Raw genomic sequence first — 24,194 nt, forward strand, 5'->3', positions numbered from 1 at the left:
GTCACAAAACCCCGCGGGCGATCAGAATCAGCACGAGGTAACGCCCGCCCTTGGCAAGGGTGACGATCAGCAAGAACCGCCAAAGCGGTTCGCGCAACATGCCCGCGGCCAAGGTCATCGGATCGCCGATGATCGGCACCCAACTGGCCAGCAGGCTCCAATAGCCCCAACGCCGATACCAGCCAGAGGCGCGGGCCATCTGCTTGGCCGAGAAGGGAAACCAGCGGTGATCGGCGAAATGGCTGAGGTAGCGGCCCAGCCACCAGTTCAGCAGCGATCCCAGCACATTCCCCAGCGTCGCCACCAGCCACAACAGCGCCGTGGCATGAGCGCCCGACCACATCAGCCCCAAAAGCACCGCTTCGGATTGCGCGGGGATCAGGGTGGCCGCCAGCAGCGCCGCGAAGAACAGGCTCAGCAGGGCCAGCATGTCAGCGGCAAAAGTGGGCAAAGACGGCAGGGCATGGCGCGTCAGTAAAGACGCCGCGCCCACAGGGCAAGCCGCGCTTTGGGAAAGCGCGCAGGCTTATTTGGTCAGGATCAACTTGCCCGCCCGCGTGATGCGCAGCGTATAGGTCTGGCCGTCCAAGACGATATTCGCGGTCGAGCCATTGGGCACCAAGGCACGGGCATCATGCACGGCCTCTTGGGCCGGTTGGGCGGCGGGCGATGGATCGGGCAGTTTTTGCATCAGGCTCATGCCATCTCTCCCATCTGGCGGGCGCGTTGCAGATCGATGAGATGCTCCAGCCCAAAACCGTCGCAGGCTGCGGCATCGTTGCTGCCAAGCGCGATGTCGCGCCAGCTGTTGTTGGATGGGGTCTGTAGCCGGGCATGGGCCATTGGCTCGGGCGTGGTCACGGGTGTCCTCACGGGGCGGGCTCCTTTCCATTGACATCCGGGCTTCCGACGCGCGGTGGCTTGGACGGTTTCGGCGTAAAGTCGTTCATACCCCGGCAAAACGCCCGGGTTCCTTTAACGGCTACTTAATCCGATTATTTTAGTCAAGTATAGAAACCCCGTCCCTCCCGCGTTATTCCGCGTCGATCTTCTGAATGGCACTGAAGCCTTCGAACTGCGGCGCGCCCTCGTGCAGCTTGCGGGTCTGTCCCGCCCGCGCATGGGCGGCGCGAAAGGCATCGCTGGTCGTCCAAGCCCGAAAATGCGCCTCGCTCTCCCAAACGGTGTGAGAGGCATAGAGGATCGCCCCCTCCGTCTCCGGCCCTTTGAGCATATGGAAGGAGACGAAGCCCTCGCTCTCCTTCAGGTGGCTTTCGCGGTTCAACCAAAGCGCTTCGAAAGCGGCGGCATTCTCGGGCAAGACGGTGAAACGGTTCATAGCAAGATACATGGGCCTGTCCTTTAGTTCTCGATCAGGGCGTTGCAGGGGTCGTCGCGCTCGGCGGGCGGGATGAGACGGGCCTCATTGAAAGGCACTGCGGTCTCAGCCTCTACAAAGCCGATGGCGTGGCTCGTGACTTCGGGCGCGGCGCGGGCGATGAGGGCGGGAATGCCCCAATCGGTGCGGGCGTGGCCATTGCCGGTGATTACCGCCACGGGCGGGCCGTAGGCTTTGAGCGCGGCGAGCGCGGCGCGGGCGAAGGTGGCGTCGCGGTAGCGCTGCACGGCGACCATCCCGCCCATCATCTCGCGCGGCATGGCTTCGCAATGAGCGGCGAATTGCAACTCTACCCGCGCGGCCTGCTGATCCTCCGGCAAGGGCTGGTCAAGGCCGAAGCGCACCGCCTCAGGCCCGAAGAGCGCGGCTGCCCCCTCGCGGTACACGCGCCGCACCGCCGCGCGCGGGGCGGCGGCACCGATGATGCGGGCGTCTCCCAAAGCGTCAAAGATGGGGGCATAGATATCGAAGTGCTGCCACCCGCTCGCCGCCCAAGCCTGCGCAATCTGGCTGCGATCGGCGTCGGCCTTTGCCGCCTCTTCGGCGGTGAGCATCTCGAACACCACAGCCGTAGGACGCAGCGCCTTCAATGCGGCGGCCTGTTCGAGATGGGCATGGGGATTGTCATGCACCTCGCCCAAGATCACGATCTCGGCGGGGGTGTCAGCGCTCGCGGGCAGCGCGAGCCAGAGCAGCAGCGCGGCGCAGCGGCTCTTCGCGCTCACGATTTGCGCTCATCCGTGTCGGATTTGATTTCGGGGTCGTTGTAATCGTTGGGATCGAAATCCTCGGGGTCGAAGGGGTCTTCATGTTCGGCGATGCCGCTGACGTGGGTCGTGCCGCTCTCTTCGTCAAAGACCAACCCGTAGTTCGCCTTGCCCTCGCTTTTGTAGCGCCGAAACTCGTGGATGCCTGCGTAGACGAAAACCAGCGTGATCGGCAGCAGAATCAGAAATGCGATAACTTGGGCGTCCATGAACGCGCTCCTTTGAATGCTTGTCGGGGGCCTGTCTCACCATAGGGGGCGCGGGTGGAAGACACTGCGCGCGCGGTGATCCGGCCAAAGATCTTAACGGTCGCTGCGCCAATTGCGCGGCCTGACCAGATGCGGCCCTATCTGAACCGCCTTAAGAGAGAAAGCATTAATCCGCGCAGTTTGTTCCGCAAGCTCTATTTCGCAGGCCCTTGTTTTATTGCGTTCCACCGACTCTTTGACCCCCGCACGCCCCCTCTTTTGCCCCCTGCGCAGCGGCGGCGGCATCGCACAAGCGCCTATGAAACCAGCACAAACGCGCGGACATAGGCAGCCGTTCCGCAAAAAGGGACGCGTTACAAAAGCTTCGTCAAACTTAAACATTCGTGACATTCACCGCTGCGATAGCTCGCCCCGCAAACCCCGGGGGACTTATGCTCGTCATTTCTGAACTGACCAAAACATTCGGCGCGAACACAGCGGTGGCCCGCGCCAACCTAGAGGTCGACAAGCCGCAGATGATCGGAATCATCGGACGCTCCGGCGCGGGGAAATCCACACTCCTGCGGATGCTCAACCGGCTGACCGATGCCTCTTCGGGGCAGATCCTGTTTCAGGGGCGCGATGTGACCGCCCTGCGCGGCGCGGCCCGGCGCGGCTGGCAGGCGGAATGCGCGATGATCTTTCAGCAGTTCAACCTCGTCCCGCGGATGGATGTGGTATCGAACGTGCTGCACGGCACGCTCAACCGCCGCTCGACGCTCAGCAGCATCTTCAACCTCTACCCCGATGCCGACATCACCCGCGCCATCGAAATCCTCGACCGGCTGGGCATCGCACAGCACGCGCCCAAACGCGCCGAGGCGCTTTCCGGCGGGCAGCAACAGCGCGTCGCCATCGCCCGCGCCCTGATGCAGGACCCGCAGATCATTCTGGCGGATGAACCCATCGCCAGCCTCGACCCGATGAACGCGCAGGTGGTGATGCAATCGCTGCGCCGCATTCACGAGGAAGATGGCCGCATGGTCATCGCCAACCTTCACACGCTGGATACCGCGCGCCGCTACTGCGACCGCGTGGTGGGGATGCGCGACGGCAAGATCGTCTTTGACGGCACGCCCGAGCAGCTGACCACCGGCATGGCCCGCGAAATCTACGGTGCGGACAGCAGCTTTTCCGAAGCCGCCACCTCAACCGAGATCGAAACGCTGGACAAAGTGCCAGCCTGACACGACCCGCCCCAAAGGGCATTTTTTGCAAACGGAGACGACACAATGAAAAAGCTCATCGCCGCCGCCTTGGCAACCACGGCCCTCACCGGCACCGCCATGGCCCAAAGTGCCGAGATCGACGAATTCCGCATCGGCATCCTCGGCGGGGAAAACGCGCAGGACCGGATGAACTCCTACGAATGTCTGCGCGACTACACCGAAGAGCGCCTTGGCGTTCCGGCCAAACTCTTTGCCCCTGCCGACTATAACGGCGTGATCCAAGGCCTGCTGGGCGGCACGCTCGACATGGCATGGCTCGGCGCTTCGGCCTATGCCGCCGTGCACCTGCAAGACCCCGAAGCGGTCGAGCCGGTGCTGGTCAAGATCAACCTCGACGGCTCCTACGGCTATCACTCCATCGGTTTCGCGCGCAAAGACGCGGGCATCGAGAGCCTCGAAGACATGCAGGGCAAGGTCTTTGGCTTTGGCGATCCGAACTCCACCTCGGGCTACCTGATCCCCTCCATCGAAATCCCCCAGACCACTGGTGCCACGATGGAATCCGGCGACTACTTCGGCGAAGTGAAATTCACCGGCGGCCATGAGCAGACCATCGTCGCGGTCAACAACGGCGATGTCGACGGCGGCGTGACATGGGCCGACGGTCAGGGCAACTGGGAAGACGGCTACAACTCCGGCGCGCTGCGCAAAGCCGTGGACGCGGGCCTCGTCGACATGAACGATCTGGTGGAAATCTGGCGCTCCAAGCCGATCCCCGAAGGCCCGGTCGTTCTGCGCAAGGCCCTGCCCGAAGAGGTCAAGGCGACCATGACCCAACTGGTGGATGAACTGCACGAGAAAGACGCCGATTGCGCCTACGGCGTGGCCGCGGGCGAGAGCCTTGGTTTCGATCCGATCGCGCATGACGCCTATGTCTCGATCGTCGAAGCGCGCAAGGCGAAATCCAACTGATCGCAGCGATTACAAGACATCTGGCAGGTCCCGACAACGATTGTCGGGGCCTGTCGTCATAGGGGGACGACAGATGCACCAGACCACCACCGCGCCAGATATCACGGCGGATTACCTTGCCCACACCCGACACAAGCGGGTGATGAACATGATCCTGCTGGTCGTTTTCCTGGCCCTGCTGATCGGCGGTTTCGGCACCGCCAATGCCCGTAACGCAGGCGGGTTCTGGAACGGGCTGCCCAATGTCTTTGACTTCCCCGCCGATGTGCTGAGCGAAGCGTGGGCGCGCATCCATCTGCTGCCCGGCTATTTCGCGAAATACCTCCCCTCTCTGATCGAGACGGTGAACATCGCCGGAGCCGCCACGCTGATCGGCGCGCTGCTGGCTTTCTTCGCTGCCCTTCTGGCTACCCGCGGCCTTGCCCCCGCGCCGTGGCTCGTGGCCCCGCTGCGCCGCCTGCTCGACGTGCTGCGCGCGGTGCCTGAGATCGTCGTCGCGCTGGTGCTGATCTTCCTTCTGGGCGGCGGCCCGGTGCCTGCGATGATCGCCATCGCGCTGCATACCGTGGGTGCGCTCGGCAAGCTTTTTTCCGAGGTGAATGAGAACGCCTCTCTCAAACCTGTCGACGGCCTTGCGTCTGTCGGGGCGGGCTGGCTGCAACGCATGGTTCTGGGCGTCGTGCCGCAGGTCGCGCCCAACTACCTCTCCTATGCGCTGCTGCGGTTCGAGATCAACATCCGCGCCTCGGCCATCCTCGGCTTCGTCGGCGCAGGCGGCATCGGCTATGACCTGCGCAACACGATGTCTTGGGGCCAAGGCAAATTCGACGAGGCGGCGGCGATCTTTCTGCTGCTCTTCGGCACCATCATCATCGTCGACCAAGTCTCAAGCCATTTCCGCGATCGGCTGACCCATGGCCGCGCCTATAAGGACAAGGGAGCCATCCTGTGACCGACCTTACCGCTTCCACCCTCCCCGCTCAGCAGGTCGCCAGCCGTAGCTTCCGGCGCAAACGCATGGCGAGCCTTGCCGCCCCGGTGCTGATCCTTGCCTATCTCACTTACGTCTTCTTTGCCTTCGACGTGGCCGGGCTGGGTGACCGCATCAATGTGTCGAACATGAAGACGCTGGTGGCCGACAGCTATAGCTACAAAACCCATGTCGCCCGCGACAACCGCAACGGCGAGATGGAAATCGCCATCGAAGGGGAGCGCAAGGGCCGCTATGCCCCCGGCACCGCCCCCGATTGGGTCACCTTGGGCGAGACCTCTATCGTCGAGTTGGGCAACGGCCATACCGTCGAACTGGGGCCAGAGGTGCGCTATGACGTGCCGGGCTACGGGCTGATCACCGCCACACCGGGGCGCAGCGGCGTCAACGCCACCCTGCCCGACGGCCCCTTGCCCGCGTGGATCAACGCCTCGAAAAACCGTCTTGCCGTGACCACGGAGGCAGGCCGCCTGACGATCACCCGCAACCGCGCCGAGGTGTTCCGCTATTTCAACGGGTGGGAGCTGTTCTTCTTCACGCTCGACAGCCCCTACTACGGCATGTCCCCGCTTGAGCTGTTGCGCAGCGGTGAATACGGCGCGATCTGGCAGGACTTCTGGACCAACAAGATGTGGCGTCACGGCGATGTGGCTTGGGCGCTGGTCGAGACCGTTCTCATGGCCTTCCTCGGCACTTTTGGCGCGGCGATGATTGCCCTGCCGCTGGGGTTTCTGGCGGCCAAGAACTTCTCTCCGCTTGGCGGTCTGCGCTTTGCCGCGCGGCGGCTCTTCGACTTCCTGCGCGGGGTCGACGGGCTGATCTGGACCATCGTGCTGTCCCGTGCCTTTGGCCCCGGCCCGCTGACCGGCTCGCTGGCGATCCTGCTGACAGATACCGGCACCTTCGGCAAAATCTTTTCCGAGGCGCTGGAGAATGTGGACGACAAGCAGATCGAGGGCATCGCCTCCACCGGGGCCACTCCCGTACAGCGCTACCGCTTTGGCGTTATCCCGCAGATCACCCCGGTTCTGCTTAGCCAAGTCCTCTACTATCTGGAGTCCAACACCCGCTCTGCCACCATCATCGGCGCGATCACCGGGGGCGGCATCGGTCTTTTGCTGACCCAAGCGATCATCACCCAGAAAGACTGGGAAGAGGTGAGCTATTACATCGTGCTGATCATCCTGATGGTCGTGGCGATGGACAGCTTCTCGGGCTGGCTGCGCCGCAAGCTGATCGCGGGCAATGAGGCGGGCCACTGATGGCGCGTCTCAAAGCGGATGCGCCCTTCCTTCACCCGGACTGCGAAGTGACTGACACGCAGTTCGGGCGCTATGTCGAGATCGGGCGCGCCACGCGCCTCGCCCATTCCAAGATCGGGGATTACTCCTATTGCGACCGCTGGTGCGACATCGCCAACACGCAAGTCGGCAAGTTCAGCAATATCGCCGCCAGTGTGCGCATCGGGGCCACCGATCACCCGATGGAAAAGGCCAGCCTGCACCACTTCCACTACCGCGCCGGGGACTACTTTGACGGGGCCGAGGATGACGCCGATTGGTTCGCCCTGCGCCGCAGCCGCCGCACGGTGATCGGCCATGATACATGGCTGGGCCACGGCGCGCAGATCCGGCCCGAGGTGACGATCGGCAATGGCGCGGTGGTGGCGGGCGGCGCCATCGTCACCCGCGATGTCGCCCCTTATATGATCGTCGCAGGCATTCCGGCCAAACCGCTGCGCCGCCGCTTTCCCGAAAGCATCGCCGCGCGGATGGAGGAGTTGGCATGGTGGGATTGGCCCCATGACCGGCTGCACGCATCGCTCAAGAACTTCCAAACCCTGCCCGCCGAAGCGTTTCTTGAGAAATACGGCTAGTCGCCGGGGTTGAGCGTCAGCGTCACCCGGTCCCCGGCGAACCATGTCACCCCATATTCCACCGGCACGCACTCCGGGTCCACGTTGATCCCCGCCGAGCGCAGGATCGGCGCGCCTTCGGACAATCGCAAATGCAGCGCCTGCGTGGCATTGGCCAGTTTCGCCGTCAGCCGGGTCGAGGCGCGGGTGTAGTCCGCCACCCCGCCCTGCGCCAAAGCCGTGGTGACCGAGCGGCTGGCCTCAAGCGCCGCCAACAGGTCAGGAAACCGCGCGGCGGGAAAGATGCTGCGGAAGATCGCGATGGGCTGCTCATCGGCCAGTGACAGCCCCTCATAGACATGCACCATTGCATCCCCACCCAGCCCCAACTGCTCGGCCTCATGGGCCGAAGCCGCCCGTGTCTCCAACGTCAAAACCTCCTTGGCCGGCACCCGCCCCGCCGCCGCGAGGTTCTGGTGAAAGCGCACCCGTTTGCCGATGGGATAATCCGTGGGCCGCTGCGCCACGAAGACCCCCGCCCCCCGGCGGCTATAGGTCAGCCCGCTCTCGTTCATGTCGCTGATCGCGCGGCGCACCGTGTGGCGGTTGACCCCAAAGCGCGCCGCCAATTGCGCCTCGGTCGGGAGCCGGTCGCCGGGGGCGTATTTCCCCGCGGCGATGTCATGGGTCAGGGCGGCGGTGATGGTTTTCCAGATCGCAGTACGGGCCATGTCGCAGAAGTTTCACATATCCAAGCTTGCGCCAGCGGAAGGCCAGCGGCTAATACTTGTCTAGTTGTATAGTAAATTAGACAAATGCACAAGGTGTCTAGATGACGGTTAAAACCAAGGAAAAGACCCGCGACAGGCAGGCGTGGATGGGCCTGCTCGCACGGGCCGAGGCCCGCGATCTCGCCCGGCTATGGGAGGGCTTCGGCCCCCTGCCCGCCCATGAGGTGCTCCGCGCGCCTGAGATCGGCGGCGTCATGCTGCGGGGCCGGATGGGCGCTGTGGGTGATGCCTTCAACATGGGTGAGATGTCGGTCACGCGCTGTTCGGTGCGGCTGACGGACGGGGCAGACGGTCACGCCTATGTGCAGGGCCGCAGCCGCGACAAGGCGCTGCAAGCAGCCCTTACCGACGCGCTGATGCAGGGCGATGCGGCGGATGAAGTCCGCGCCAAACTGCTCGACCCGCTGGCCGAGATCGAAAGCCAGCGCCGCGCCAGCCGTGCCGCCAAGGCCGCCGCCACCAAGGTCGACTTTTTCACCATGGTCAGAGGAGAAGACTGATGCAGACCCTATCGCTGACAGGTGGGTTTCGCGACGCACCCAAAGACGCCGCTTTCGCCTTTCGCGCGGTGATGAACGCCATGGCCAAACCGGGGGAGATCAACAGCGTGACCGGGGCCGAACCGCCTGCGGGCCTCTCCACCGCCGCCGGGGTCGTCCTGCTGACGCTCTGCGATCCCGAAACGCCGCTCTACCTTGCCCCCGGTTTCGACCGGCCCGAATTGCGCGACTGGATCACCTTCCACACCGGCGCGCCCTTCGCCCCCGCAACTGCGGCGGAATTTGCCTTGGGCGCCTGGGACGACCTGCCGCGCGGCGACTTCCCCCTCGGGACCGCCGCCTACCCCGACCGCTCTGCCACGCTGATCGTCGAGGTGGATGATCTGCGCGGCGATGGCGCGACCCTCTCCGGCCCCGGCATCAAGGATACTGCGGCACTGTCGCTGCCCGAGCGCGCCGCCTTCCAGCAGAACGCGGCGCTCTTCCCGCGTGGGCTGGATTTCATTTTCACCTGCGGCGACCGTCTGGCGGCGCTGCCCCGAAGCACAAAGGTGTCCTGATGTATGTAGCGGTAAAAGGCGGCGAGCGGGCGATTGACAACGCCCACGCATGGCTCGCCGAAGAGCGGCGCGGTGACGCAAAGGTGCCCGAACTCAGCGTCGCGCAGATTCGCGAGCAGATGACGCTGGCGGTGAACCGGGTGATGGCCGAAGGCTCGCTCTATGATCCTGACCTCGCTGCGCTGGCGATCAAACAGGCGCGGGGCGATCTGATCGAGGCGGTGTTTCTGATCCGCGCCTATCGCACCACCCTGCCGCGTTTCGGGGCCTCGCGCCCGATGGACACCGGCAGCATGGCCTGCGACCGCCGCGTCTCGGCCACCTTCAAGGATGCGCCGGGCGGACAGGTCTTGGGGCCGACCTTCGACTACACGCACCGGCTGCTGGATTTCAAACTCGCCGCCGATGGTGAGGTGCCCCCGGCCCCCGAAGCGTCCGAGGGCGAGCCGCCCGCGGAGACGCCGCACATCATGGAATTCCTCGACCGCGAAGGGCTGATGCAGCGCGACACGGACAGCAAGACCCCGCCGCGCGACCTAACCCGCGAGCCTTTGGAACTCCCCGCCACCCGCGACCTGCGCCTGCAAGCGCTGACCCGCGGCGACGAGGGCTTCGTGCTCGGCATGGCCTACTCCACGCAGCGCGGCTATGCGCGCAACCACGCTTTTGTCGCGGAACTGCGCATCGGCAAAGTCGCGGTCGAAATGGATATTCCCGAACTGGGTTTCGCCATCGAGATCGGCGAGGTCGAGCTGACCGAATGCGAGACGGTGAACCAATTTGCAGGCTCCAAGACCGAGCCGCCGCAGTTCACCCGCGGCTATGGGCTGGTCTTTGGCATGTCCGAGCGCAAGGCGATCTCCATGGCGCTGGTGGACCGGGCATTGCGTTGGGAGGAATTGGGTGAAGACAACCTCGGCGCGCCGGCGCAGGACGCGGAATTCGTGCTCTATCACGCCGACAACATTCAGGCGACGGGGTTCTTGGAGCATATCAAACTGCCCCATTACGTCGATTTCCAATCCGAACTCGAACTGATCCGCAAACTGCGCCGCGAGGCGACAGCCGCGGCGCAAGACGCACCACGGGAGGCCGCGGAATGAACCCTGCCATGACACAGAGTGACCAAGACAGGCATGAGGACCGGGGCATGAACGACTACAATTTTGCCTATCTGGACGAGCAGACCAAGCGGATGATCCGCCGCGCGATCCTTAAAGGGCTGGCGATCCCGGGCTATCAGGTGCCCTTCGCCAGCCGCGAAATGCCGATGCCTTACGGCTGGGGCACCGGCGGGGTGCAAGTCTCTGCCGCGGTGCTGACGCCCGAGGATACCTTCAAGGTGATCGACCAAGGCGCGGATGATACGACCAATGCCGTCTCGATCCGCCGCTTCTTCCAAAAGACCGCTGGCGTCGCTGTGACCGAAGCCACGACCGAGGCCAGCGTCATCCAAACCCGCCACCGCATCCCCGAAGCCGCGCTGCGCGAGGATCAGGTGCTGGTCTATCAGGTGCCAATCCCCGAACCGCTGCGCTTTCTTGAGCCTTCGGAGGTCGAGACCCGCAAAATGCACGAGCTGGAGGAATACGGGCTGATGCATGTGAAACTTTACGAAGACATCGCCCAGCACGGCGCGATTGCCACGGCCTATGCCTATCCGGTCAAGGTCGAGGGGCGCTATGTGATGGACCCTTCGCCGATCCCGAAATTCGACAATCCGAAACTGGAAATGGCCGCGATCCAACTCTTCGGCGCGGGGCGCGAGCAGCGGATCTATGCGCTGCCGCCCTATACGCAGGTCGTCTCGCTGGATTTCGAGGACCACCCCTTTGAGGCGAGCAAGGCCGACCATCCTTGCGGCCTCTGCGGGGCCGAAGACAGCTATCTGGATGAGTTGATCGTCGATGACGCAGGCGGGCGTCTGTTCATGTGTTCCGACACCGATTATTGCGCGGCCCGTCAGGCCGCCGGACATCGCGGCGCGGATGCGGCACCTGTGGTGGAGGGCATGGCATGACCCCCTTGTTGCAAGTTGAAAACATCGCGAAATTCTATGGCGCGCGGATAGGCTGCACCGATGTCAGCTTTGACCTCTTCCCCGGCGAAGTCATGGGCATCGTCGGGGAAAGCGGCTCGGGCAAGTCGACGCTGCTGAACACGCTGGCGGGGCATCTGACCCCAAATCGCGGGGCGGTGCGGTTCGACACCCGCGCCGATGGGCTGCGCGACACGGTGACGATGAGCGAGCCGGAGCGCCGGATGCTGTCGCGCACCGATTGGGCCTTTGTGCACCAACACGCCCGCGACGGGCTGCGCATGAACGTCAGCGCGGGCGGCAATGTCGGCGAGCGGCTGATGGCCGTGGGCGCGCGGCATTACGGCGACATCCGCGCCAGCGCCACCGATTGGCTGGGCCGGGTGGAGATCAACGAAGACCGGATCGACGACCGGCCCTCGGCCTTCTCTGGCGGGATGCAGCAGCGTTTGCAGATCGCCCGCAACCTCGTGACCGGGCCGCGGCTGGTCTTCATGGACGAACCCACAGGCGGGCTGGACGTGAGTGTTCAGGCGCGGCTGCTCGACCTGCTGCGCGGGCTTGTGCGCGAGATGGGGCTGAGCGCCATCATCGTGACCCATGATCTGGCGGTGGTGCGGCTCTTGGCGGATCGGTTGATGGTGATGAAGGATGGCCATGTGGTGGAAACCGGCCTGACCGATCAGGTGCTCGACGACCCGCAGCACGGCTATACGCAGCTTTTGGTCTCGAGCGTGCTACAGGTGTGAACATGCAAAGAAAACCATTCAATTTCAGAATCATACCGAACAAGGCTAAACCATGATACGCGTGGAAAATGTAAGCAAATCCTTCACCCTGCACAATCAGGGCGCTGCGGTGATCCCGGTGATGCGGAGCGGTGAGTTGACCGTGGCGCGGGGCGAATGTGTGGCGTTGACCGGCGCTTCGGGCGCCGGGAAATCGACGCTGATGCGGATGATCTATGGCAACTACCTGACCGCCTCGGGCCGGATCATGGTGGGCGATCTGGATGTCGCCCAAGCCGCCCCGCGCGAGATACTGGAGCTGCGCCGTCATGTGCTAGGCTATGTCAGCCAGTTCCTGCGCGTCGTGCCGCGGGTGGCGACGCTGGATGTCGTGGCCGAGCCGCTGCGCGCGGTGGGCAGCAGCGAGGCCGAGGCACGGGCGCGGGCCGGAGAATTGCTCGCACAACTCAACATCCCCGAACGACTTTGGCAGCTCAGCCCCACGACCTTTTCCGGCGGTGAGCAGCAGCGGGTGAACATCGCGCGCGGCTTTGCGCATCCCTACCCCGTCCTGCTGCTGGACGAGCCGACGGCGAGCCTTGACGCCACCAACCGCGCCACGGTGCTGGCGCTGATCGAAGAGGCCAAGGCCCGCGGCACGGCGATCTTGGGCATTTTCCATGACGAAGCCGCCCGCGACCAAATCTGCGACCGCGAAGTGGACGTGACCCGCTTCACCCCCGGGCTGGCCGCATGAGCGGGCGTTTCATCGCGGTGGTGGGGCCATCGGGCGTGGGCAAGGACAGCGTGATGGCAGCGCTGGCGGAAGCGCGGCCCGACCTCTTCCTCGCCCGCCGCGCCATCACCCGGCCCAGCGAAGCGGGCGGCGAAGACTTCGACGGGATCGACGAGAACACGTTCCTGCGGCTGGAGGCGGAAGGCGCCTTTGCCCTCAGCTGGGCCGCGCATGGGCTGCGCTATGGCATTCCCATCGCGGCCGATATGGCGCTGGCCGAGGGGCGCGACGTGCTGGCCAACCTCTCGCGCGCGGTGTTGACCGAAGCGAAGCTCAGGTTTGACCGGTTCGAGGTGCTGTCGCTCACCGCCGCGCCCGAAGTGCTGGCCGCGCGACTGCGGGGCCGTGGGCGCGAGAGTGAAGCGGAAATCACCGCCCGGCTGGCGCGCGCCGAACGGGTCTTGCCCGACCATATCGCCGCCATCGAGATCGACAACTCCGGCCCGCTGAAGCAAACCGTGGCACTGGCGCTGGCGGCGCTTTATCCCGAAAGGGCCGCGCGGTGAACCTCATGGAACATACCGTCTTCGGCCTGCCCCACCAGTGTCAGGCTGTCCAGCACGAAGGGCTGCGGCAGATGCGGCGTGATATAGGGGGCGAGCGCTGCGGTGACCTGCGGCAGATCGCCCTTGGGCAGTTTGCCGGTCAAGGTGATGTGAAAGCGGAACGCCTCCATCACATAAGGGTAGCCCCATTGGCTGAGGTTGGCCTCTTGCACCGGGGTCAGATTGGCCTGACGCCTGCGGGCCAGATCGGCCTCGGTCGGCGGCGCGCGGAAAGTATCAAGGCCGCGCACCACCTCGGCGGCCATGGCGTTGAGCGCGGCGGTGTCCCCCTCGGGCGTCAGCGCCAGAAACCGGCCCAGCGGGGTGAGCGCCAGCCCATCCAGCGCGACGGGCGCAAGCCGCGTGCAAAGCGTCTTGAACTTGGCCAGCAACCCGTCAGCCGATGTGCCTTCGGCCAGTACGAACGGCGGTTTGACCGTCGCGTGCAGCCCGTATTTGCGCGGCGTCTGGGTCAGCGCGGCCACGTCCAGCCCCGCGACCTCAGGATGTGCCACGGCACGCCCGCGCGCCAAATCCCACCCCAGCCAAGCGGCCCCAGCCTCGGCCAATGCGCCCTTGGGCGTGTAATAGATCGCGTAGCGGTCGAACTTCATTCATCTTCTCCCTGCATCCATGGATGCGCAACAAGCGTGACCTTCACATGACAAAAGAAACCATTCTCGCCAATGCTAAAATCATCCTGCCCGATGCGGTGATCCCCGGCAGCGTGGTGCTGCGCGACGGGGTGATCGCCGATATCGCCGAAGGCACCGCCCTGCCCAAGGGGGCGATCGATTGCGAGGGGCGCTACCTCGCCCCCGGGCTGGTGGAGCTGCATACCGACAACCTAGAGCGCCACATGAAGCCGCGGCCCAAGGTCGACTGGCCGCACCGTGCCGCAATCATCGCCCATGACCGCGAGTTGGCAGGCACCGGGATCACCACGGTTTTCGATGCGATCCGGGTGGGGTCGATCCTGTCGGACGAAGGGCGCAAACGTTACGGGAAGTACGCCCGCGACATGGCCGATGAGATCCTGATGATGCGCGACAGCGGGGCGCTGGCGATCAGCCACCATATCCACCTGCGCGCCGAAATCTGTTCCGAAACACTGGAAGAAGAACTGGCCGAGTTTGGCCCCGACGACAAGGTCGGCATCGTCAGCCTGATGGATCACACCCCCGGCCAGCGGCAATTCCGCGACGTGCAAAAGTTCGAAGATTACGTCTGCGGCAAGAACGGCCTGCCGCGGGAGGATTTCGGCGATTACGTCACCTTCCTACATGGGTTGCAGGACCGGCTTGGCGCGAGACATGAGGCGGCAGCGGTCGCGGCGGCGGCGCGCTATGGCGCGGCGCTGGCCAGCCATGATGACACCACCGCCGAACAGGTCGCGACCAGCCACGCCCATGGCGTGCGGCTGGCCGAATTCCCCACTACCCGCGAGGCGGCAGAGGCGTGCCATGCCCAAGACATCGCCACGATCATGGGCGCGCCCAACCTCGTGCGCGGCGGCTCGCACTCGGGCAATGTCGCGGCCAAGGAACTGGCGGAACTGGACCTGCTCGACATCCTGTCGTCCGACTATGTGCCCGCAGCCCTTTTGCTGGGCGCGGTGCAACTGGGCAACCTATGGGGCGATATGGCACGCGGGCTCGCTACCGTGACCCGCACGCCCGCGCATCATGTGGGGCTGACCGACCGGGGCGAGATCGCTCTGGGCGCGCGGGCCGATCTGATCCTCTTTGACATCATGAAAGAGGCGCCGATCCTGCGCGCGGTCTATGCCATGGGCAACCGCGTGGCGTAACGGCGCCCTGCCCCCTGCGCATCCGCCGGCCCCGGCGGGTGCCCCTCCCACCTATCTGCGCAAAAACCCGCCCCTTGTACGAATGTGGCTTTTTGCCCTCGTCTTGTCCCTCCATAAGGCTAGGTTAAACAAACCTGCATCTTGCAGTAACAATTTAGCCGGTCATCATGGCCGACAAGTTTGAGGAAAGTGGTGCGAGAAGCATTCAGATTGGCGAGTGATCGCCTTGGCCAGATCGTCGAAGATGCGGCCAGCGAAGTTTACCTGTTTTCAGTCGAAGATTTCACCTTCACCCTCGCCAATCGCGGCGCGCGGGAGAACCTTGGCTATTCGATGGATGAGCTGCGCGGCATGGCGGCTTGGGACATCAAGCCCGAACTCTCGCGCGAGGCGTTTCTGGATCTCGTCCAACCGCTGCTGAGCGGTGAGAAGACGGCGCTGGAATATGAGACGATCCACCAACGCAAGGACGGGTCGCGCTATAACGTGCTGACCCATCTGCAATTGATCGTGACCGAGAATGACACGGTCCTCTACGCGGCCATTCAGGACATCACGAAACAAAAAGAGGCCAACGCGGCGCTGACCAAAGTCTCGGCCCGGCTGGACGCCATCCTGAGCAACACGACGATGGCCATCTTCATGATGGACGACAAACAGCAATGCGTTTTCATGAACCGCGCCGCCGAAGAGCTGACCGGCTATCGGTTCGAGGAAACCGCAGGCCGACCGTTGCATGATGTGATCCACCACACCCATCCCGACGGGCGGCATTTCCCCATTGAAGACTGCGCCATCGACCGGGCCTTTCCCGAGAACCACCAGACCCAAGGGGAAGAGACCTTTGTCCATAAGGACGGCAGCTTCTACCCCGTGGGTTTCACCGCCTCCCCGATGAAGGACGAGACCGGCAAGACCGTGGGCACGGTGATCGAGGTACGCGACCTGCGCGAAGAACTGCGCGCCCGCAATGCCGAGATCGAGTTCAACAACGCGCTGAAAACCAAGATCGAAGAAGCCATGGCCGAGCGGGACCGGCTTGAGGCGCAATTGGTGCAGGCGCAAAAGATGGAAGCCGTGGGCCAGTTGACCGGCGGCATCGCGCATGACTTCAACAACCTGTTGCAAGTGGTGGGCAGTAACCTGCAACTCTTGTCGAAAGAACTGCCCGAGGGCGACGCCAAGCGGCGGTTCGTCGACAATGCCATGGCAGGCGTGTCGCGCGGGGCCAAGCTCACCGCGCAGTTGCTGGCCTTTGGGCGGCAGCAGCCCTTGGAGCCGAAACCGCAGAACCTTGGCCGATTGGTGCGGGGCATGGACGACATGCTGCGCCGCACGCTTGGCGAAGGGATCGAGGTCGAGACGGTGATCTCGGGGGGCCTGTGGAACTGTCTTGTCGATCCGGCGCAGTTGGAAAACGTGATCCTAAACCTCGCCATCAACGCGCGCGATGCAATGGCTCATCACGGCAAGCTGACGATCGAAGTGGGCAATGCCGCGCTGGATGATGCCTATACGCAGAACCATCCGAACGTGGCGCCGGGCCAATATGTCATGCTGGCGATCACCGATACCGGCGCGGGCATCCCGCCCGAGATCATGGAGAAGGTCTTTGACCCCTTCTTCACCACCAAGGAGACCGGAGAGGGCACGGGGCTGGGCCTCAGCATGGTCTACGGTTTCGTCAAACAATCCGGCGGGCACATCAAGCTTTACAGCGAAGAGAAGCAAGGCACGACCGTGCGGGTCTACCTGCCACGCACACAGCGCAAGGAGGAAAGCGCCCCGCTGCCCGCCACCACCGACACGCCCACCGGCAGTGGCGAGGTGATCCTTGTGGTCGAAGACGATGCCGCCGTGCGTGAGACTGCCGTCGATCAACTGCGCGATCTTGGATATGGCGTGCTTACCGCCGAGAATGCGGACAGTGCGCTGGCGATCGTGGAAAGCGGGGTCCAGATCAACCTGCTGTTCACCGATGTGGTCATGCCCGGCAAAATCCGCAGCCCCGAGCTTGCCCGCGAGGCCAAGGCGCATCTGCCGAATGTCGGCGTGCTCTTTACCTCGGGCTATACGCAGAACGCCATCGTTCATGCCGGACGGCTCGACGAAGGGGTCGACCTGCTGAGCAAACCCTACACCCGCGAGCGGCTGGCGCTGAAAATCCATGAGATCCTCTCGCGCCAAACCAATGCCGAGACCGCCCCGCCAGCGGCAGAGACCGCGCCGAGCGCCGATGACGCGCCCAAGGTGCTGCTGGTCGAAGACGATGCGCTGATCTGCATGGCCACGGCGGATATGCTCTCTGATCTGGGCTATGCCGTGACCGAGGCCGACAGCGTCGCCGCCGCCGAACGCAGCCTTCAGGCAGAGCGGTTCGATGTCATGTTCACCGACCTTGGCCTGCCCGATGGCTCTGGCATGGAACTGGTGCGGCATGTGACGCAGCTGCGCCCCGAAATCGCCGTGATCATCGCCTCGGGTGCCGATCCGCGGGAATATGCCGAAGGCGATGCAGAGGCGGGGCGCTATGTCAGCTTGATGAAACCCTATGACGAACATTCGTTGAAACGGGCGTTGGAGCAGTGCAAGACGGCGGCGGAATAAGGCGGCTAGGATCAGCCCGGTTTTCGATCTATGAGAAAGAAAACAAAAGAGAGGCAGATCATGCGCAGCATTACATTCGCAGCCGTTTCCACCGCTATGTTCATCGCTGGTTGCGCGGGCGTGGCCAGTGACCGCGTCATGGTCCACCGCACCGGGCCGGATGAGCTTTTGAAACTGCGGTCCGGGCCGGGCTTGGATTTCGGGATCATCATGGGGCTGCCCGACGGCACCGTCCTGAACCGCCGCGACTGCGTGACCGAGATCGGACAATTGTGGTGCCGCGTCTCCTTGGCCGATGCGCCTGAGGTGCAGGGCTATGTCTCGGCGGATTATATCTCTGACATCTGATTTATAACCTCGGGTGGCCCGTTTGCAGGGCCGCCCACAGCCGACGGACACCTTGCCCTGACCGCGCTGCCGCGTCCTAAGTCGATTTTCGCGCGCCTTGCTCTATCTCAGCCCTTCACACCCTTTTTCGAAGTCGCTGAAATATCTCAAGAGTAAGGAAAACCATGTGCCGCTTCCTCGCCTATATCGGACCTGAACTGCCAATCGAGTCGCTGCTCCTTGCGCCTGAGAACAGCCTGCTGAACCAAAGCCTCGACCCGGAACTGCACCCGAGCCTGCAACTGGCCGGATGGGGTTTCGCCGCCTGGAGCGACCATCTGCTGCACCCCGAAGCGCCGCTGTGCTACCACCGGCCCAAGGCCGCCTTTCACGACGACAACGCCAAATCGGTGATCCCTAGCCTTCAGGCCCATACCCTGCTGTCGCATATCCGCGCGGCCTCTTATGACGCCAGCGTGGTGCAGGCCGATGAGAACTGCCACCCATTCTCCTTTGACCATACGCCGTGGATCATCGCCCAGAACGGCGCCCTGCCCCATTGGCGGCAGTTGCAGCGCGAACTCCTGCCCCATTGCAAAGACCAATACCTCACCCAGATGCGCGGCACGACGGATACGGAATTCCTCTATGTGCTGCTGCTGTCCTTGCTGGAGGGCGACAGCGACGAAGACGTGCAGCGCGGGTTCGAAAAGCTGTTGCAGGTGATCTGCAAAGCCGCCCGTGACCTTGACCTCGCCGCGCTCACAAAGCTCAAGATTGCGCTGGTCAGTAAGGAACGGATCATCGGCGTGAACTTTGGCTGCGGCCATGAGGGTGAGACGGATGTTACCGGCGATTGGCAAAAGCTGCGAGATGAGGATTTGCCCCTCTCCATGCTGCTTGAGCCGATTTACCTGCTGACCGGGGCGAATTTTCGGGACTATGCGAACACCTATGACATCGACGCCTGCCCCGAGGGGGAGGCGACCTCGGCCATCCTTGCGTCGGAGCCGCTGACCGAAAACGCGGAGGAATGGCTGAAGATCGAATTCGGCGAGATCGTGTTTCTGGAGCGGAAGGATGGGCTGATCCGCAAAACGGTCCGCAAGCTCGACGTGTAACCGCCATTTAACAGGAGCCTTTATGGCAGATCGCTTCCAGAATTTTGCCGACCTCTCCGCCGAGATGGTCGCGGGCGTCGATTACCGCATCCGGGCCGAGGACCGCGGCAGCGCGGTCGTCATTCTGGCCCCGCATGGCGGCACGATCGAACCCGAGACGGGCCTGATCGCCGAGGCCATCGCGGGGCGCGACCTGTCGCTCTATGTCTTCGAGGCGCTAAAGCCCGGGGCGCATGGGGATTTTCACATCACCTCGCACCGTTTCGATGAGCCGCAGGCGCTGGCGCTTGTCGGCAGCGCCGAGGGGGCCGTCGCCGTGCATGGCCGCAAGGACGATGGCACCCAAACCGTATGGCTTGGCGGGCGGGACAAGGCGATGCGCGATGCCATCGGCTCCGCCCTGCGCAGGGCGGGCTTCGGGGCGGAGGTAAACACCACCCTGCCCGGCCTGCATGAGACGAATATCTGCAACCGCACCCGCAAGGGCGCAGGGGTGCAGCTTGAACTGCCCCGGTCGCTGAGACGCCATTTGGCGGAGGATGCGGATTCGCTTGAAAGGTTCAGCCGGGCGGTGCGTGCCGCACTCTAGCCGAAAGCGGCAGGCCCGGCTGGCGGGCCTGCCGAGGGGGCTTAACCCTTTTTCTGGAACAGGATCACCAGCAGCGCCAAAAGCGACGAGCCCAGCATCAAGAGCAGCGACACGGCGTTCAGCAGTGGGGTCGACCCCTCTTTCAGCCGGTCGAACATGGCGATGGTCAGCGGCGCGTCGGAGCCCACGAGCATCAGCGTGGTGTTAAAGTTCTCAAAGCTCATCAAAAACGCCACCACCACGGCCCCGACCATCGCAGGCGCGAGGAAGGGCAGCGTGATCGTGCGCACCGCCGTCAGACGGTCCGCGCCAAGGTTCAGCGCCGCCTCCTCCAAGGTCCGGTCGAATTTCTGCAACCGGGCCGAGATCACCAGCGTGGCGATGGTGGTGATAAAGCTGAACTGCCCCAAGATCACCAAAAGCAGACCGGGGCGCAGCGCCTGAATGTCGATCTGCGCCAAGTCCCAGACGCCATTGGCCAGTGTTGAGGAGAACACCAGCACCGAGATACCTAAGACGATGCCGGGGATCACCAGCGGCAGCAGCATCAGCACATAGAGGAACCCCTTGCCACGGAACTCATAGCGGTTGAACAAAAAGGCGTTGGTCGTGCCCACGCAGACGGAAAGCACGGCCACGCAAAGCGCCACAAAGGCCGAGGTGCCGACCGCGCGCAGAATGCCGCGCTCGTGAAAGACGCCGATCTGCGGGCGCTCCTCGCCAAAGAACCAATTCCATGTGAACCCCTCCCACGGGAGGGAGGGGAACTGGCTGTCGTTGAAGGCGAAGACCGCCACCACGGTCAGCGGCAGGGCCAGATAGAGAAAGAACAGCGCCACATAGCTACCATAGACAATGCGAAAGCTGCGCGATTGCGGGATTGTCGGGATCATTGGATCACCCCATCGTTTCCTTGAGGGTCCGGCCCGTCAGCCAGAGCATCCCCCAGACGATCACCGAAGACAGCACCAAAAGCATAAAGCCAAAGGCGGCGCCCAGCTCCCAATTGGAGCGCACGATGAACTGGTTATAGATCATTTCGGTGAACCACAGACTGTCCTTGCCGCCCAGCATCGTCGGCGTCAGGTAGTTGCCCAAGCTCAGCATGAAGACCACGATACAGCCCGACACGATGCCGGGCATCGCATGGGGGATGATGATCTCACGCAGGACGGAAAGCCCGCTGCCGCCCAGATCATAGCCCGCCTCGATCACGCTGTCGTCGAGACTTTCCAGCGTGGTGACAAGCGGCACCACCATGAAGAGCATAGAGGTATAGACCAGCCCCACCATCATCGTGGCATCCGTATAAAGCAACTCGACCGGACGGTCGGCCAGCCCCACCCATTGCAACAGGTTCGAGACGAGACCCGTCTCGCGCAGCAGGATCATCCAGCCAAAGGTGCGCACCAGTTCCGAGACGTAGAATGGGATCAGGCAGAGCAGGAACAACACCTGCTGCAGCCGCCCCTTGGCCATTTTGGCGATGTAATAGGCCACTGGAAAGGCGATCAGCAGCGTCAGCGCGGTTGCCAGCACCGACATCACCGCCGTGCGCCAGAAGGTGCGCAAATACAGCGGTTCGGTCAGCGCCTTTTCATATTGCGCCAGACTGGTTTCATAGACGCCAAAGCTGATCCGCTCGCGCAGCGAGATCAGCAGCATGTCGATATGCGGGATGATGATCAAAAGCCCCAGCCACAGCACCAAGGGCGTCAGCAGCAGGTAGAATGTCAGTCGAGATTGGCTGCGCATCACGCGACCCCAAAGCAGGTCGCCTGCCCCGCGCCCCAGCCGATATGCACCACGTCGCCGCGTTTCAGGCTTGAGAACTCCCCCGATTGCGGCAGCGTGACTTCGAGCGTCTCGCCCACATCATCCTGCACCAAGACGCGGGAAGCCGCGCCGTTGAACAACAGGCTGGTGACGGTGCCCTTTAGCTGATTGTCGAACCCCGACAGCGCATCGGCACTGGCAGCCAGCCGAATGGATTCGGGCCGCACGAAAATCTCGGCCTTTGCCCCTTGGACAAGGCCCACGCCGGTGGCGCGCATGGCAAGCCCGCTGTCGGTGCGCAGTTGCAGGGCGTCGCCCTCCACCCGTTCGATCCGGCCCTTCCAGCGGTTCGATTCCCCGATGAAACCGGCGACGAAGGGCGTTTCGGGGCGGTAGTAGAGGTTTTGACCCCGGCCCACCTGCTCGAACTGGCCATTGCTCATCACCGCGATTTGGTCGGACATCACGAGCGCTTCGGATTGGTCGTGGGTGATATAGACGAATGTCGTGTCAAAGGCGGCTTGCAGGGCCTTAAGCTCAACCTTCATATGTTCGCGCAGCTTGAGGTCCAGCGCCCCCAGCGGCTCATCCAGCAGCAGCACGTCAGGCTCCAACACCATGCAGCGCGCGATGGCGACCCGTTGTTTCTGCCCGCCCGAAAGCTCATCCGCCTTGCGTGCGCCGATGCCCGGCAGGCCGATCCGGTCAAGCGCCTCGTCGACTTTGCGCGCGATCTCGGCCTTGGGCATGCCGCGACGGCGCAGCCCGTAGCCGATATTTTCGGCAATCGTCATCATCGGGAAAAGCGCCAGATGCTGGAACACCATGTTCACCGGGCGCTTGTTCGGCGGCGTGTCGAGCACCGAGCCGCCTTTGATCCGAATGTCACCGGAACTAGGGTCGAGAAACCCCGCGATCATCCGCATGATCGTCGTTTTGCCGCAGCCCGAAGGCCCGAGGATGGAGAAGAAACTGCCGGGCGGCACCGTGAAGGAGACGTTGTTAACAGCGGTGGTATCGCCGAACCGCTTAACGAGGTCGACGCATTCCAGATCTGGGGTCATGTGAATTCCGTATAAAGATGCGACACCCCCGAAATGAGGGTGCCGCTCGTAGGGTCAGTTATCAGTTGGCAGCTTGGACGCGGTCCAGCACTTCGCCTTCGATGGTTTCCAGACCGGCGGGCACCGGCGGATACCATTTGATATTGTCGACGGCTTCTTGCGGGAAGCTGTTCTGATACTTGGCCTTCAGGCTGTCTTCGGCAAACTCATCCGCCCCTGCGGAGGCGGTGAAGTTGCCCGCCGCTGCGGTGATCATCGCCGCGATTTCCGGCTGCATGACGAAGTTGATCCACTCATAAGCCACATCATCGGCCTGCCCTTTGGCGGGCAGAACGAAGGTGTCGATCCAGCCCAGCGCACCCGAGGCCGGGGCCACGAAGGTGATGTCGGCGTTGTCGTCGTTCAGCTTCCAGCCGCCGGTGTCCCATGCCATGGAGGCGGTCACCTCGCCCGAGCGCAGCAGATTCATCAGCTCATCGCCGCCGCCCCAGTAGGTTTTGACGTTCTCTTTGCATTCGATCAGCTTCTCTTCGACCTTGCCCATGATCTCAGCATATTTCGCCTCGTCGTCGTAGGCGGCAAAGGGGTCTTCACCCATGGCGAAGGCGAAACCGATCAGCGTCGGACGCTTCAGGCGGTAGGAGACTTTGCCTGCCACTTCGGGCGCGCAGAGGTCGGTGTAATCCTTGACGGTGTCACCCGCTTCGGCGGTGTTCATCACCAGACCGGAGGTGCCCCAGACGTGCGGCACGCCATAGACATCGCCGTTCACGGTGGTGTTGGCCATGGTCGCGTCGAGCATGGAGGGGATGAAAAGCTCTTTGTTCAGCTTGGAGACATCAATCGGCTTGTAGATGCCGAATTCCATCTGCGGGCCCATGATGCGGTCTTGCGAAGGCTGGGCGAGATCGAAACCACCGCCGCCCGTGGCGCGCAGCTTGGCGATCATCTCTTCGTTGTTGGATTTTGTGACTTCGACGGTATGGCCCGTCTCTTCTTCGAATTTCGCGACCACGTCCTCAGGTGCGTAGCCGCCCCATGTCAAAAGGCGCAGCGTGTCGGCTTGGGCCACGGAGGCGAGCCCCGCCAGCATGGTGCCGGCCAGCAGAATGGTTTTTGTCATGGGAAATCCTCTTTCTAGTGTACTCATTGTCGGCAGAATGCGCGCGTTAGACCAGTTGGTCAATTTATACTTCGACGCATCGCGGCTCCTTGTGGCCTGAGAATGCAAAAGATTTGTGACAGAGGCGGAAAATGCCGTTTGTTTTGGCAGGGTTGCTTTGGACGGCTGCGGCTATGGGTCGGGCGGCTGACGAAGCCGCCTGTGCTTTTTGGGCCTGCGTGGGCAAGCCCCCTTCACAGTCATAGCCGCCCGCTCTTCCCCACTTTCTATGGGGGATACGTGGCCCCGGCCGCGTCCGGCATTCTCCCAAATTTACCCAAAAGACACAGGTCATCCCACGCTCAAACCAAGCCTCTTGAGATTCCTGACGGTTTCTATAAGGAATCGCCGCAAAGCCGTCTGAGGGGTCATTTTCTGG

Annotated in this window: 29 protein-coding genes; 17 read left to right on the forward strand and 12 right to left on the reverse strand. The window is 63.3% G+C overall.

Translation table 11 applies throughout. The features are described from left to right. Position 1 precedes the first annotated feature (1 nt). The 6 genes from ACGYK4_RS09790 to ACGYK4_RS09815 all read right to left on the reverse strand — a co-directional run bounded on the left by ACGYK4_RS09790 (position 2) and on the right by ACGYK4_RS09815 (position 2,375). Positions 2 to 430, reverse strand: a complete 429-nt coding sequence (locus ACGYK4_RS09790; RefSeq protein ID WP_394432326.1) for a YqaA family protein — start codon at positions 428 to 430, stop codon at positions 2 to 4. A gap of 96 nt (positions 431 to 526) precedes the next feature. Next, positions 527 to 691, reverse strand: a complete 165-nt coding sequence (locus ACGYK4_RS09795; protein ID WP_082851946.1) for a hemin uptake protein HemP — start codon at positions 689 to 691, stop codon at positions 527 to 529. A gap of 5 nt (positions 692 to 696) precedes the next feature. Continuing rightward, entirely contained in the window at positions 697 to 873 is a 177-nt protein-coding gene (locus ACGYK4_RS09800) for a hypothetical protein (RefSeq protein ID WP_156505605.1), read from the reverse strand. Positions 874 to 1,033: 160 nt separating this feature from the next. Continuing rightward, positions 1,034 to 1,351, reverse strand: a complete 318-nt coding sequence (locus tag ACGYK4_RS09805) for an antibiotic biosynthesis monooxygenase family protein (protein ID WP_394403129.1) — start codon at positions 1,349 to 1,351, stop codon at positions 1,034 to 1,036. A gap of 11 nt (positions 1,352 to 1,362) precedes the next feature. Further along, the gene (locus ACGYK4_RS09810) at positions 1,363 to 2,124 is read right to left on the reverse strand and encodes a ChaN family lipoprotein (protein WP_394456234.1); all 762 of its coding nucleotides are present in this window, start codon (positions 2,122 to 2,124) and stop codon (positions 1,363 to 1,365) included. Next, positions 2,121 to 2,375 (reverse strand): hypothetical protein, encoded by a 255-nt coding sequence (locus ACGYK4_RS09815; protein ID WP_394456236.1) that lies wholly within the window; start codon positions 2,373 to 2,375, stop codon positions 2,121 to 2,123. Before ACGYK4_RS09815 ends, ACGYK4_RS09810 begins: the two co-directional genes overlap by 4 nt. A 431-nt stretch (positions 2,376 to 2,806) precedes the next feature. On the opposite strand from ACGYK4_RS09815, the gene phnC reads away from it, so the two are divergent. The 5 genes from phnC to ACGYK4_RS09840 all read left to right on the forward strand — a co-directional run bounded on the left by phnC (position 2,807) and on the right by ACGYK4_RS09840 (position 7,422). Next, complete coding sequence (gene phnC / locus ACGYK4_RS09820) at positions 2,807 to 3,601, forward strand: phosphonate ABC transporter ATP-binding protein (RefSeq protein WP_067261353.1); 795 nt, start codon at positions 2,807 to 2,809, stop codon at positions 3,599 to 3,601. Between the two features lie 45 nt (positions 3,602 to 3,646). Then, complete coding sequence (phnD, locus tag ACGYK4_RS09825) at positions 3,647 to 4,555, forward strand: phosphonate ABC transporter substrate-binding protein (RefSeq protein ID WP_394456237.1); 909 nt, start codon at positions 3,647 to 3,649, stop codon at positions 4,553 to 4,555. A 73-nt stretch (positions 4,556 to 4,628) separates the two neighbouring features. Further along, positions 4,629 to 5,507 carry a phosphonate ABC transporter, permease protein PhnE gene (phnE, locus tag ACGYK4_RS09830; protein WP_394419753.1) on the forward strand — a complete coding sequence of 293 codons (879 nt, stop codon included), beginning with the start codon at positions 4,629 to 4,631 and terminating at the stop codon, positions 5,505 to 5,507. 65 nt (positions 5,508 to 5,572) lie between these two features. Next, positions 5,573 to 6,808, forward strand: coding sequence for a phosphonate ABC transporter, permease protein PhnE (gene phnE / locus ACGYK4_RS09835; protein WP_394456541.1), 1,236 nt, complete (start codon positions 5,573 to 5,575; stop codon positions 6,806 to 6,808). Continuing rightward, positions 6,808 to 7,422 (forward strand): chloramphenicol acetyltransferase, encoded by a 615-nt coding sequence (locus ACGYK4_RS09840; protein ID WP_394456239.1) that lies wholly within the window; start codon positions 6,808 to 6,810, stop codon positions 7,420 to 7,422. The genes phnE (ACGYK4_RS09835) and ACGYK4_RS09840 overlap by 1 nt, the downstream gene beginning before the upstream one ends. On the opposite strand, the gene phnF is transcribed toward ACGYK4_RS09840, so the two are convergent. Beyond that, positions 7,419 to 8,132, reverse strand: coding sequence for a phosphonate metabolism transcriptional regulator PhnF (gene phnF, locus ACGYK4_RS09845; RefSeq protein ID WP_394417719.1), 714 nt, complete (start codon positions 8,130 to 8,132; stop codon positions 7,419 to 7,421). The genes ACGYK4_RS09840 and phnF overlap by 4 nt on opposite strands. Before the next feature lie 101 nt (positions 8,133 to 8,233). Here phnF and phnG point away from each other — a divergent pair, with 101 nt between their 5' ends. The 7 genes from phnG to phnN are packed head-to-tail and all read left to right on the forward strand — an operon-like array spanning position 8,234 to position 13,320. Beyond that, positions 8,234 to 8,692 carry a phosphonate C-P lyase system protein PhnG gene (phnG, locus tag ACGYK4_RS09850; RefSeq protein WP_394456241.1) on the forward strand — a complete coding sequence of 153 codons (459 nt, stop codon included), beginning with the start codon at positions 8,234 to 8,236 and terminating at the stop codon, positions 8,690 to 8,692. Continuing rightward, the gene (gene phnH / locus ACGYK4_RS09855; protein ID WP_394456242.1) at positions 8,692 to 9,252 is read left to right on the forward strand and encodes a phosphonate C-P lyase system protein PhnH; all 561 of its coding nucleotides are present in this window, start codon (positions 8,692 to 8,694) and stop codon (positions 9,250 to 9,252) included. The genes phnG and phnH overlap by 1 nt, the downstream gene beginning before the upstream one ends. Next, the gene (locus ACGYK4_RS09860) at positions 9,252 to 10,355 is read left to right on the forward strand and encodes a carbon-phosphorus lyase complex subunit PhnI (protein ID WP_394456244.1); all 1,104 of its coding nucleotides are present in this window, start codon (positions 9,252 to 9,254) and stop codon (positions 10,353 to 10,355) included. The genes phnH and ACGYK4_RS09860 overlap by 1 nt, the downstream gene beginning before the upstream one ends. A gap of 47 nt (positions 10,356 to 10,402) precedes the next feature. Then, positions 10,403 to 11,272, forward strand: a complete 870-nt coding sequence (locus ACGYK4_RS09865) for an alpha-D-ribose 1-methylphosphonate 5-phosphate C-P-lyase PhnJ (RefSeq protein WP_209217597.1) — start codon at positions 10,403 to 10,405, stop codon at positions 11,270 to 11,272. Further along, positions 11,269 to 12,039: a phosphonate C-P lyase system protein PhnK gene (gene phnK / locus ACGYK4_RS09870; protein WP_394456246.1), complete on the forward strand. Its 771-nt coding sequence runs from the start codon at positions 11,269 to 11,271 to the stop codon at positions 12,037 to 12,039. The genes ACGYK4_RS09865 and phnK overlap by 4 nt, the downstream gene beginning before the upstream one ends. 52 nt (positions 12,040 to 12,091) lie before the next feature. After that, a complete protein-coding gene (phnL, locus tag ACGYK4_RS09875) occupies positions 12,092 to 12,775 on the forward strand; it encodes a phosphonate C-P lyase system protein PhnL (RefSeq protein WP_394456248.1) in 684 nt (227 codons plus the stop codon). Beyond that, the gene (gene phnN / locus ACGYK4_RS09880; protein WP_394456250.1) at positions 12,772 to 13,320 is read left to right on the forward strand and encodes a phosphonate metabolism protein/1,5-bisphosphokinase (PRPP-forming) PhnN; all 549 of its coding nucleotides are present in this window, start codon (positions 12,772 to 12,774) and stop codon (positions 13,318 to 13,320) included. Before phnL ends, phnN begins: the two co-directional genes overlap by 4 nt. Here phnN and ACGYK4_RS09885 read toward each other — a convergent pair. Next, complete coding sequence (locus tag ACGYK4_RS09885) at positions 13,296 to 13,973, reverse strand: DUF1045 domain-containing protein (RefSeq protein ID WP_394456251.1); 678 nt, start codon at positions 13,971 to 13,973, stop codon at positions 13,296 to 13,298. The genes phnN and ACGYK4_RS09885 overlap by 25 nt on opposite strands. A gap of 47 nt (positions 13,974 to 14,020) precedes the next feature. Between ACGYK4_RS09885 and ACGYK4_RS09890 the strand changes: the two genes are divergently transcribed. From ACGYK4_RS09890 to ACGYK4_RS09910, 5 genes are all read left to right on the forward strand, one after another. Then, entirely contained in the window at positions 14,021 to 15,169 is a 1,149-nt protein-coding gene (locus tag ACGYK4_RS09890) for an alpha-D-ribose 1-methylphosphonate 5-triphosphate diphosphatase (protein WP_394456253.1), read from the forward strand. Positions 15,170 to 15,379: 210 nt separating this feature from the next. Beyond that, positions 15,380 to 17,776, forward strand: a complete 2,397-nt coding sequence (locus tag ACGYK4_RS09895) for a PAS domain S-box protein (RefSeq protein ID WP_394456255.1) — start codon at positions 15,380 to 15,382, stop codon at positions 17,774 to 17,776. A gap of 60 nt (positions 17,777 to 17,836) precedes the next feature. Further along, entirely contained in the window at positions 17,837 to 18,124 is a 288-nt protein-coding gene (locus tag ACGYK4_RS09900) for an SH3 domain-containing protein (protein ID WP_209217398.1), read from the forward strand. A gap of 164 nt (positions 18,125 to 18,288) precedes the next feature. Further along, the gene (locus ACGYK4_RS09905) at positions 18,289 to 19,224 is read left to right on the forward strand and encodes a class II glutamine amidotransferase (RefSeq protein WP_394456257.1); all 936 of its coding nucleotides are present in this window, start codon (positions 18,289 to 18,291) and stop codon (positions 19,222 to 19,224) included. 22 nt (positions 19,225 to 19,246) lie between these two features. Beyond that, entirely contained in the window at positions 19,247 to 19,813 is a 567-nt protein-coding gene (locus ACGYK4_RS09910; RefSeq protein WP_394456258.1) for a poly-gamma-glutamate hydrolase family protein, read from the forward strand. 41 nt (positions 19,814 to 19,854) lie between these two features. Here the strand turns inward: ACGYK4_RS09910 and ACGYK4_RS09915 are convergent, their stop codons facing one another. The 4 genes from ACGYK4_RS09915 to ACGYK4_RS09930 form a co-directional block, all read right to left on the reverse strand. Further along, positions 19,855 to 20,706, reverse strand: coding sequence for an ABC transporter permease (locus tag ACGYK4_RS09915; RefSeq protein WP_394456260.1), 852 nt, complete (start codon positions 20,704 to 20,706; stop codon positions 19,855 to 19,857). A 4-nt stretch (positions 20,707 to 20,710) separates the two neighbouring features. Beyond that, positions 20,711 to 21,568: an ABC transporter permease gene (locus ACGYK4_RS09920; RefSeq protein ID WP_209217402.1), complete on the reverse strand. Its 858-nt coding sequence runs from the start codon at positions 21,566 to 21,568 to the stop codon at positions 20,711 to 20,713. Next, positions 21,568 to 22,653 (reverse strand): ABC transporter ATP-binding protein, encoded by a 1,086-nt coding sequence (locus ACGYK4_RS09925; RefSeq protein WP_394456262.1) that lies wholly within the window; start codon positions 22,651 to 22,653, stop codon positions 21,568 to 21,570. Before ACGYK4_RS09925 ends, ACGYK4_RS09920 begins: the two co-directional genes overlap by 1 nt. A 61-nt stretch (positions 22,654 to 22,714) precedes the next feature. Further along, on the reverse strand, positions 22,715 to 23,776 hold the full coding sequence (locus ACGYK4_RS09930) for an extracellular solute-binding protein (protein WP_394419725.1): 1,062 nt from the start codon (positions 23,774 to 23,776) through the stop codon (positions 22,715 to 22,717). Between the last annotated feature and the right edge of the window lie 418 nt (positions 23,777 to 24,194).

Source organism: Sulfitobacter sp. 1A13368, from assembly GCF_043557275.1.
Taxonomy (GTDB): domain Bacteria; phylum Pseudomonadota; class Alphaproteobacteria; order Rhodobacterales; family Rhodobacteraceae; genus Sulfitobacter; species Sulfitobacter faviae.

Excerpts from the sequence above, each read along its gene's own strand:
- phnL (WP_394456248.1), top strand. The coding sequence starts at position 12,092 with ATGATACGCGTGGAAAATGTAAGCAAATCCTTCACCCTGCACAATCAG.
- phnH (WP_394456242.1), top strand. The coding sequence starts at position 8,692 with ATGCAGACCCTATCGCTGACAGGTGGGTTTCGCGACGCACCCAAAGAC.
- ACGYK4_RS09840 (WP_394456239.1), top strand. The coding sequence starts at position 6,808 with ATGGCGCGTCTCAAAGCGGATGCGCCCTTCCTTCACCCGGACTGCGAA.
- ACGYK4_RS09890 (WP_394456253.1), top strand. The coding sequence starts at position 14,021 with ATGACAAAAGAAACCATTCTCGCCAATGCTAAAATCATCCTGCCCGAT.
- ACGYK4_RS09815 (WP_394456236.1), bottom strand. The coding sequence starts at position 2,375 with ATGGACGCCCAAGTTATCGCATTTCTGATTCTGCTGCCGATCACGCTG.
- ACGYK4_RS09905 (WP_394456257.1), top strand. The coding sequence starts at position 18,289 with ATGTGCCGCTTCCTCGCCTATATCGGACCTGAACTGCCAATCGAGTCG.
- ACGYK4_RS09795 (WP_082851946.1), bottom strand. The coding sequence starts at position 691 with ATGCAAAAACTGCCCGATCCATCGCCCGCCGCCCAACCGGCCCAAGAG.
- ACGYK4_RS09865 (WP_209217597.1), top strand. The coding sequence starts at position 10,403 with ATGAACGACTACAATTTTGCCTATCTGGACGAGCAGACCAAGCGGATG.
- phnC (WP_067261353.1), top strand. The coding sequence starts at position 2,807 with ATGCTCGTCATTTCTGAACTGACCAAAACATTCGGCGCGAACACAGCG.
- ACGYK4_RS09790 (WP_394432326.1), bottom strand. The coding sequence starts at position 430 with ATGCTGGCCCTGCTGAGCCTGTTCTTCGCGGCGCTGCTGGCGGCCACC.
- ACGYK4_RS09900 (WP_209217398.1), top strand. The coding sequence starts at position 17,837 with ATGCGCAGCATTACATTCGCAGCCGTTTCCACCGCTATGTTCATCGCT.
- phnE (WP_394419753.1), top strand. The coding sequence starts at position 4,629 with ATGCACCAGACCACCACCGCGCCAGATATCACGGCGGATTACCTTGCC.
- phnK (WP_394456246.1), top strand. The coding sequence starts at position 11,269 with ATGACCCCCTTGTTGCAAGTTGAAAACATCGCGAAATTCTATGGCGCG.
- ACGYK4_RS09915 (WP_394456260.1), bottom strand. The coding sequence starts at position 20,706 with ATGATCCCGACAATCCCGCAATCGCGCAGCTTTCGCATTGTCTATGGT.
- ACGYK4_RS09885 (WP_394456251.1), bottom strand. The coding sequence starts at position 13,973 with ATGAAGTTCGACCGCTACGCGATCTATTACACGCCCAAGGGCGCATTG.
- phnN (WP_394456250.1), top strand. The coding sequence starts at position 12,772 with ATGAGCGGGCGTTTCATCGCGGTGGTGGGGCCATCGGGCGTGGGCAAG.
- ACGYK4_RS09805 (WP_394403129.1), bottom strand. The coding sequence starts at position 1,351 with ATGTATCTTGCTATGAACCGTTTCACCGTCTTGCCCGAGAATGCCGCC.
- ACGYK4_RS09920 (WP_209217402.1), bottom strand. The coding sequence starts at position 21,568 with ATGCGCAGCCAATCTCGACTGACATTCTACCTGCTGCTGACGCCCTTG.
- ACGYK4_RS09910 (WP_394456258.1), top strand. The coding sequence starts at position 19,247 with ATGGCAGATCGCTTCCAGAATTTTGCCGACCTCTCCGCCGAGATGGTC.
- ACGYK4_RS09930 (WP_394419725.1), bottom strand. The coding sequence starts at position 23,776 with ATGACAAAAACCATTCTGCTGGCCGGCACCATGCTGGCGGGGCTCGCC.
- phnD (WP_394456237.1), top strand. The coding sequence starts at position 3,647 with ATGAAAAAGCTCATCGCCGCCGCCTTGGCAACCACGGCCCTCACCGGC.
- phnG (WP_394456241.1), top strand. The coding sequence starts at position 8,234 with ATGACGGTTAAAACCAAGGAAAAGACCCGCGACAGGCAGGCGTGGATG.
- ACGYK4_RS09860 (WP_394456244.1), top strand. The coding sequence starts at position 9,252 with ATGTATGTAGCGGTAAAAGGCGGCGAGCGGGCGATTGACAACGCCCAC.
- phnE (WP_394456541.1), top strand. The coding sequence starts at position 5,573 with ATGGCGAGCCTTGCCGCCCCGGTGCTGATCCTTGCCTATCTCACTTAC.
- phnF (WP_394417719.1), bottom strand. The coding sequence starts at position 8,132 with ATGGCCCGTACTGCGATCTGGAAAACCATCACCGCCGCCCTGACCCAT.
- ACGYK4_RS09925 (WP_394456262.1), bottom strand. The coding sequence starts at position 22,653 with ATGACCCCAGATCTGGAATGCGTCGACCTCGTTAAGCGGTTCGGCGAT.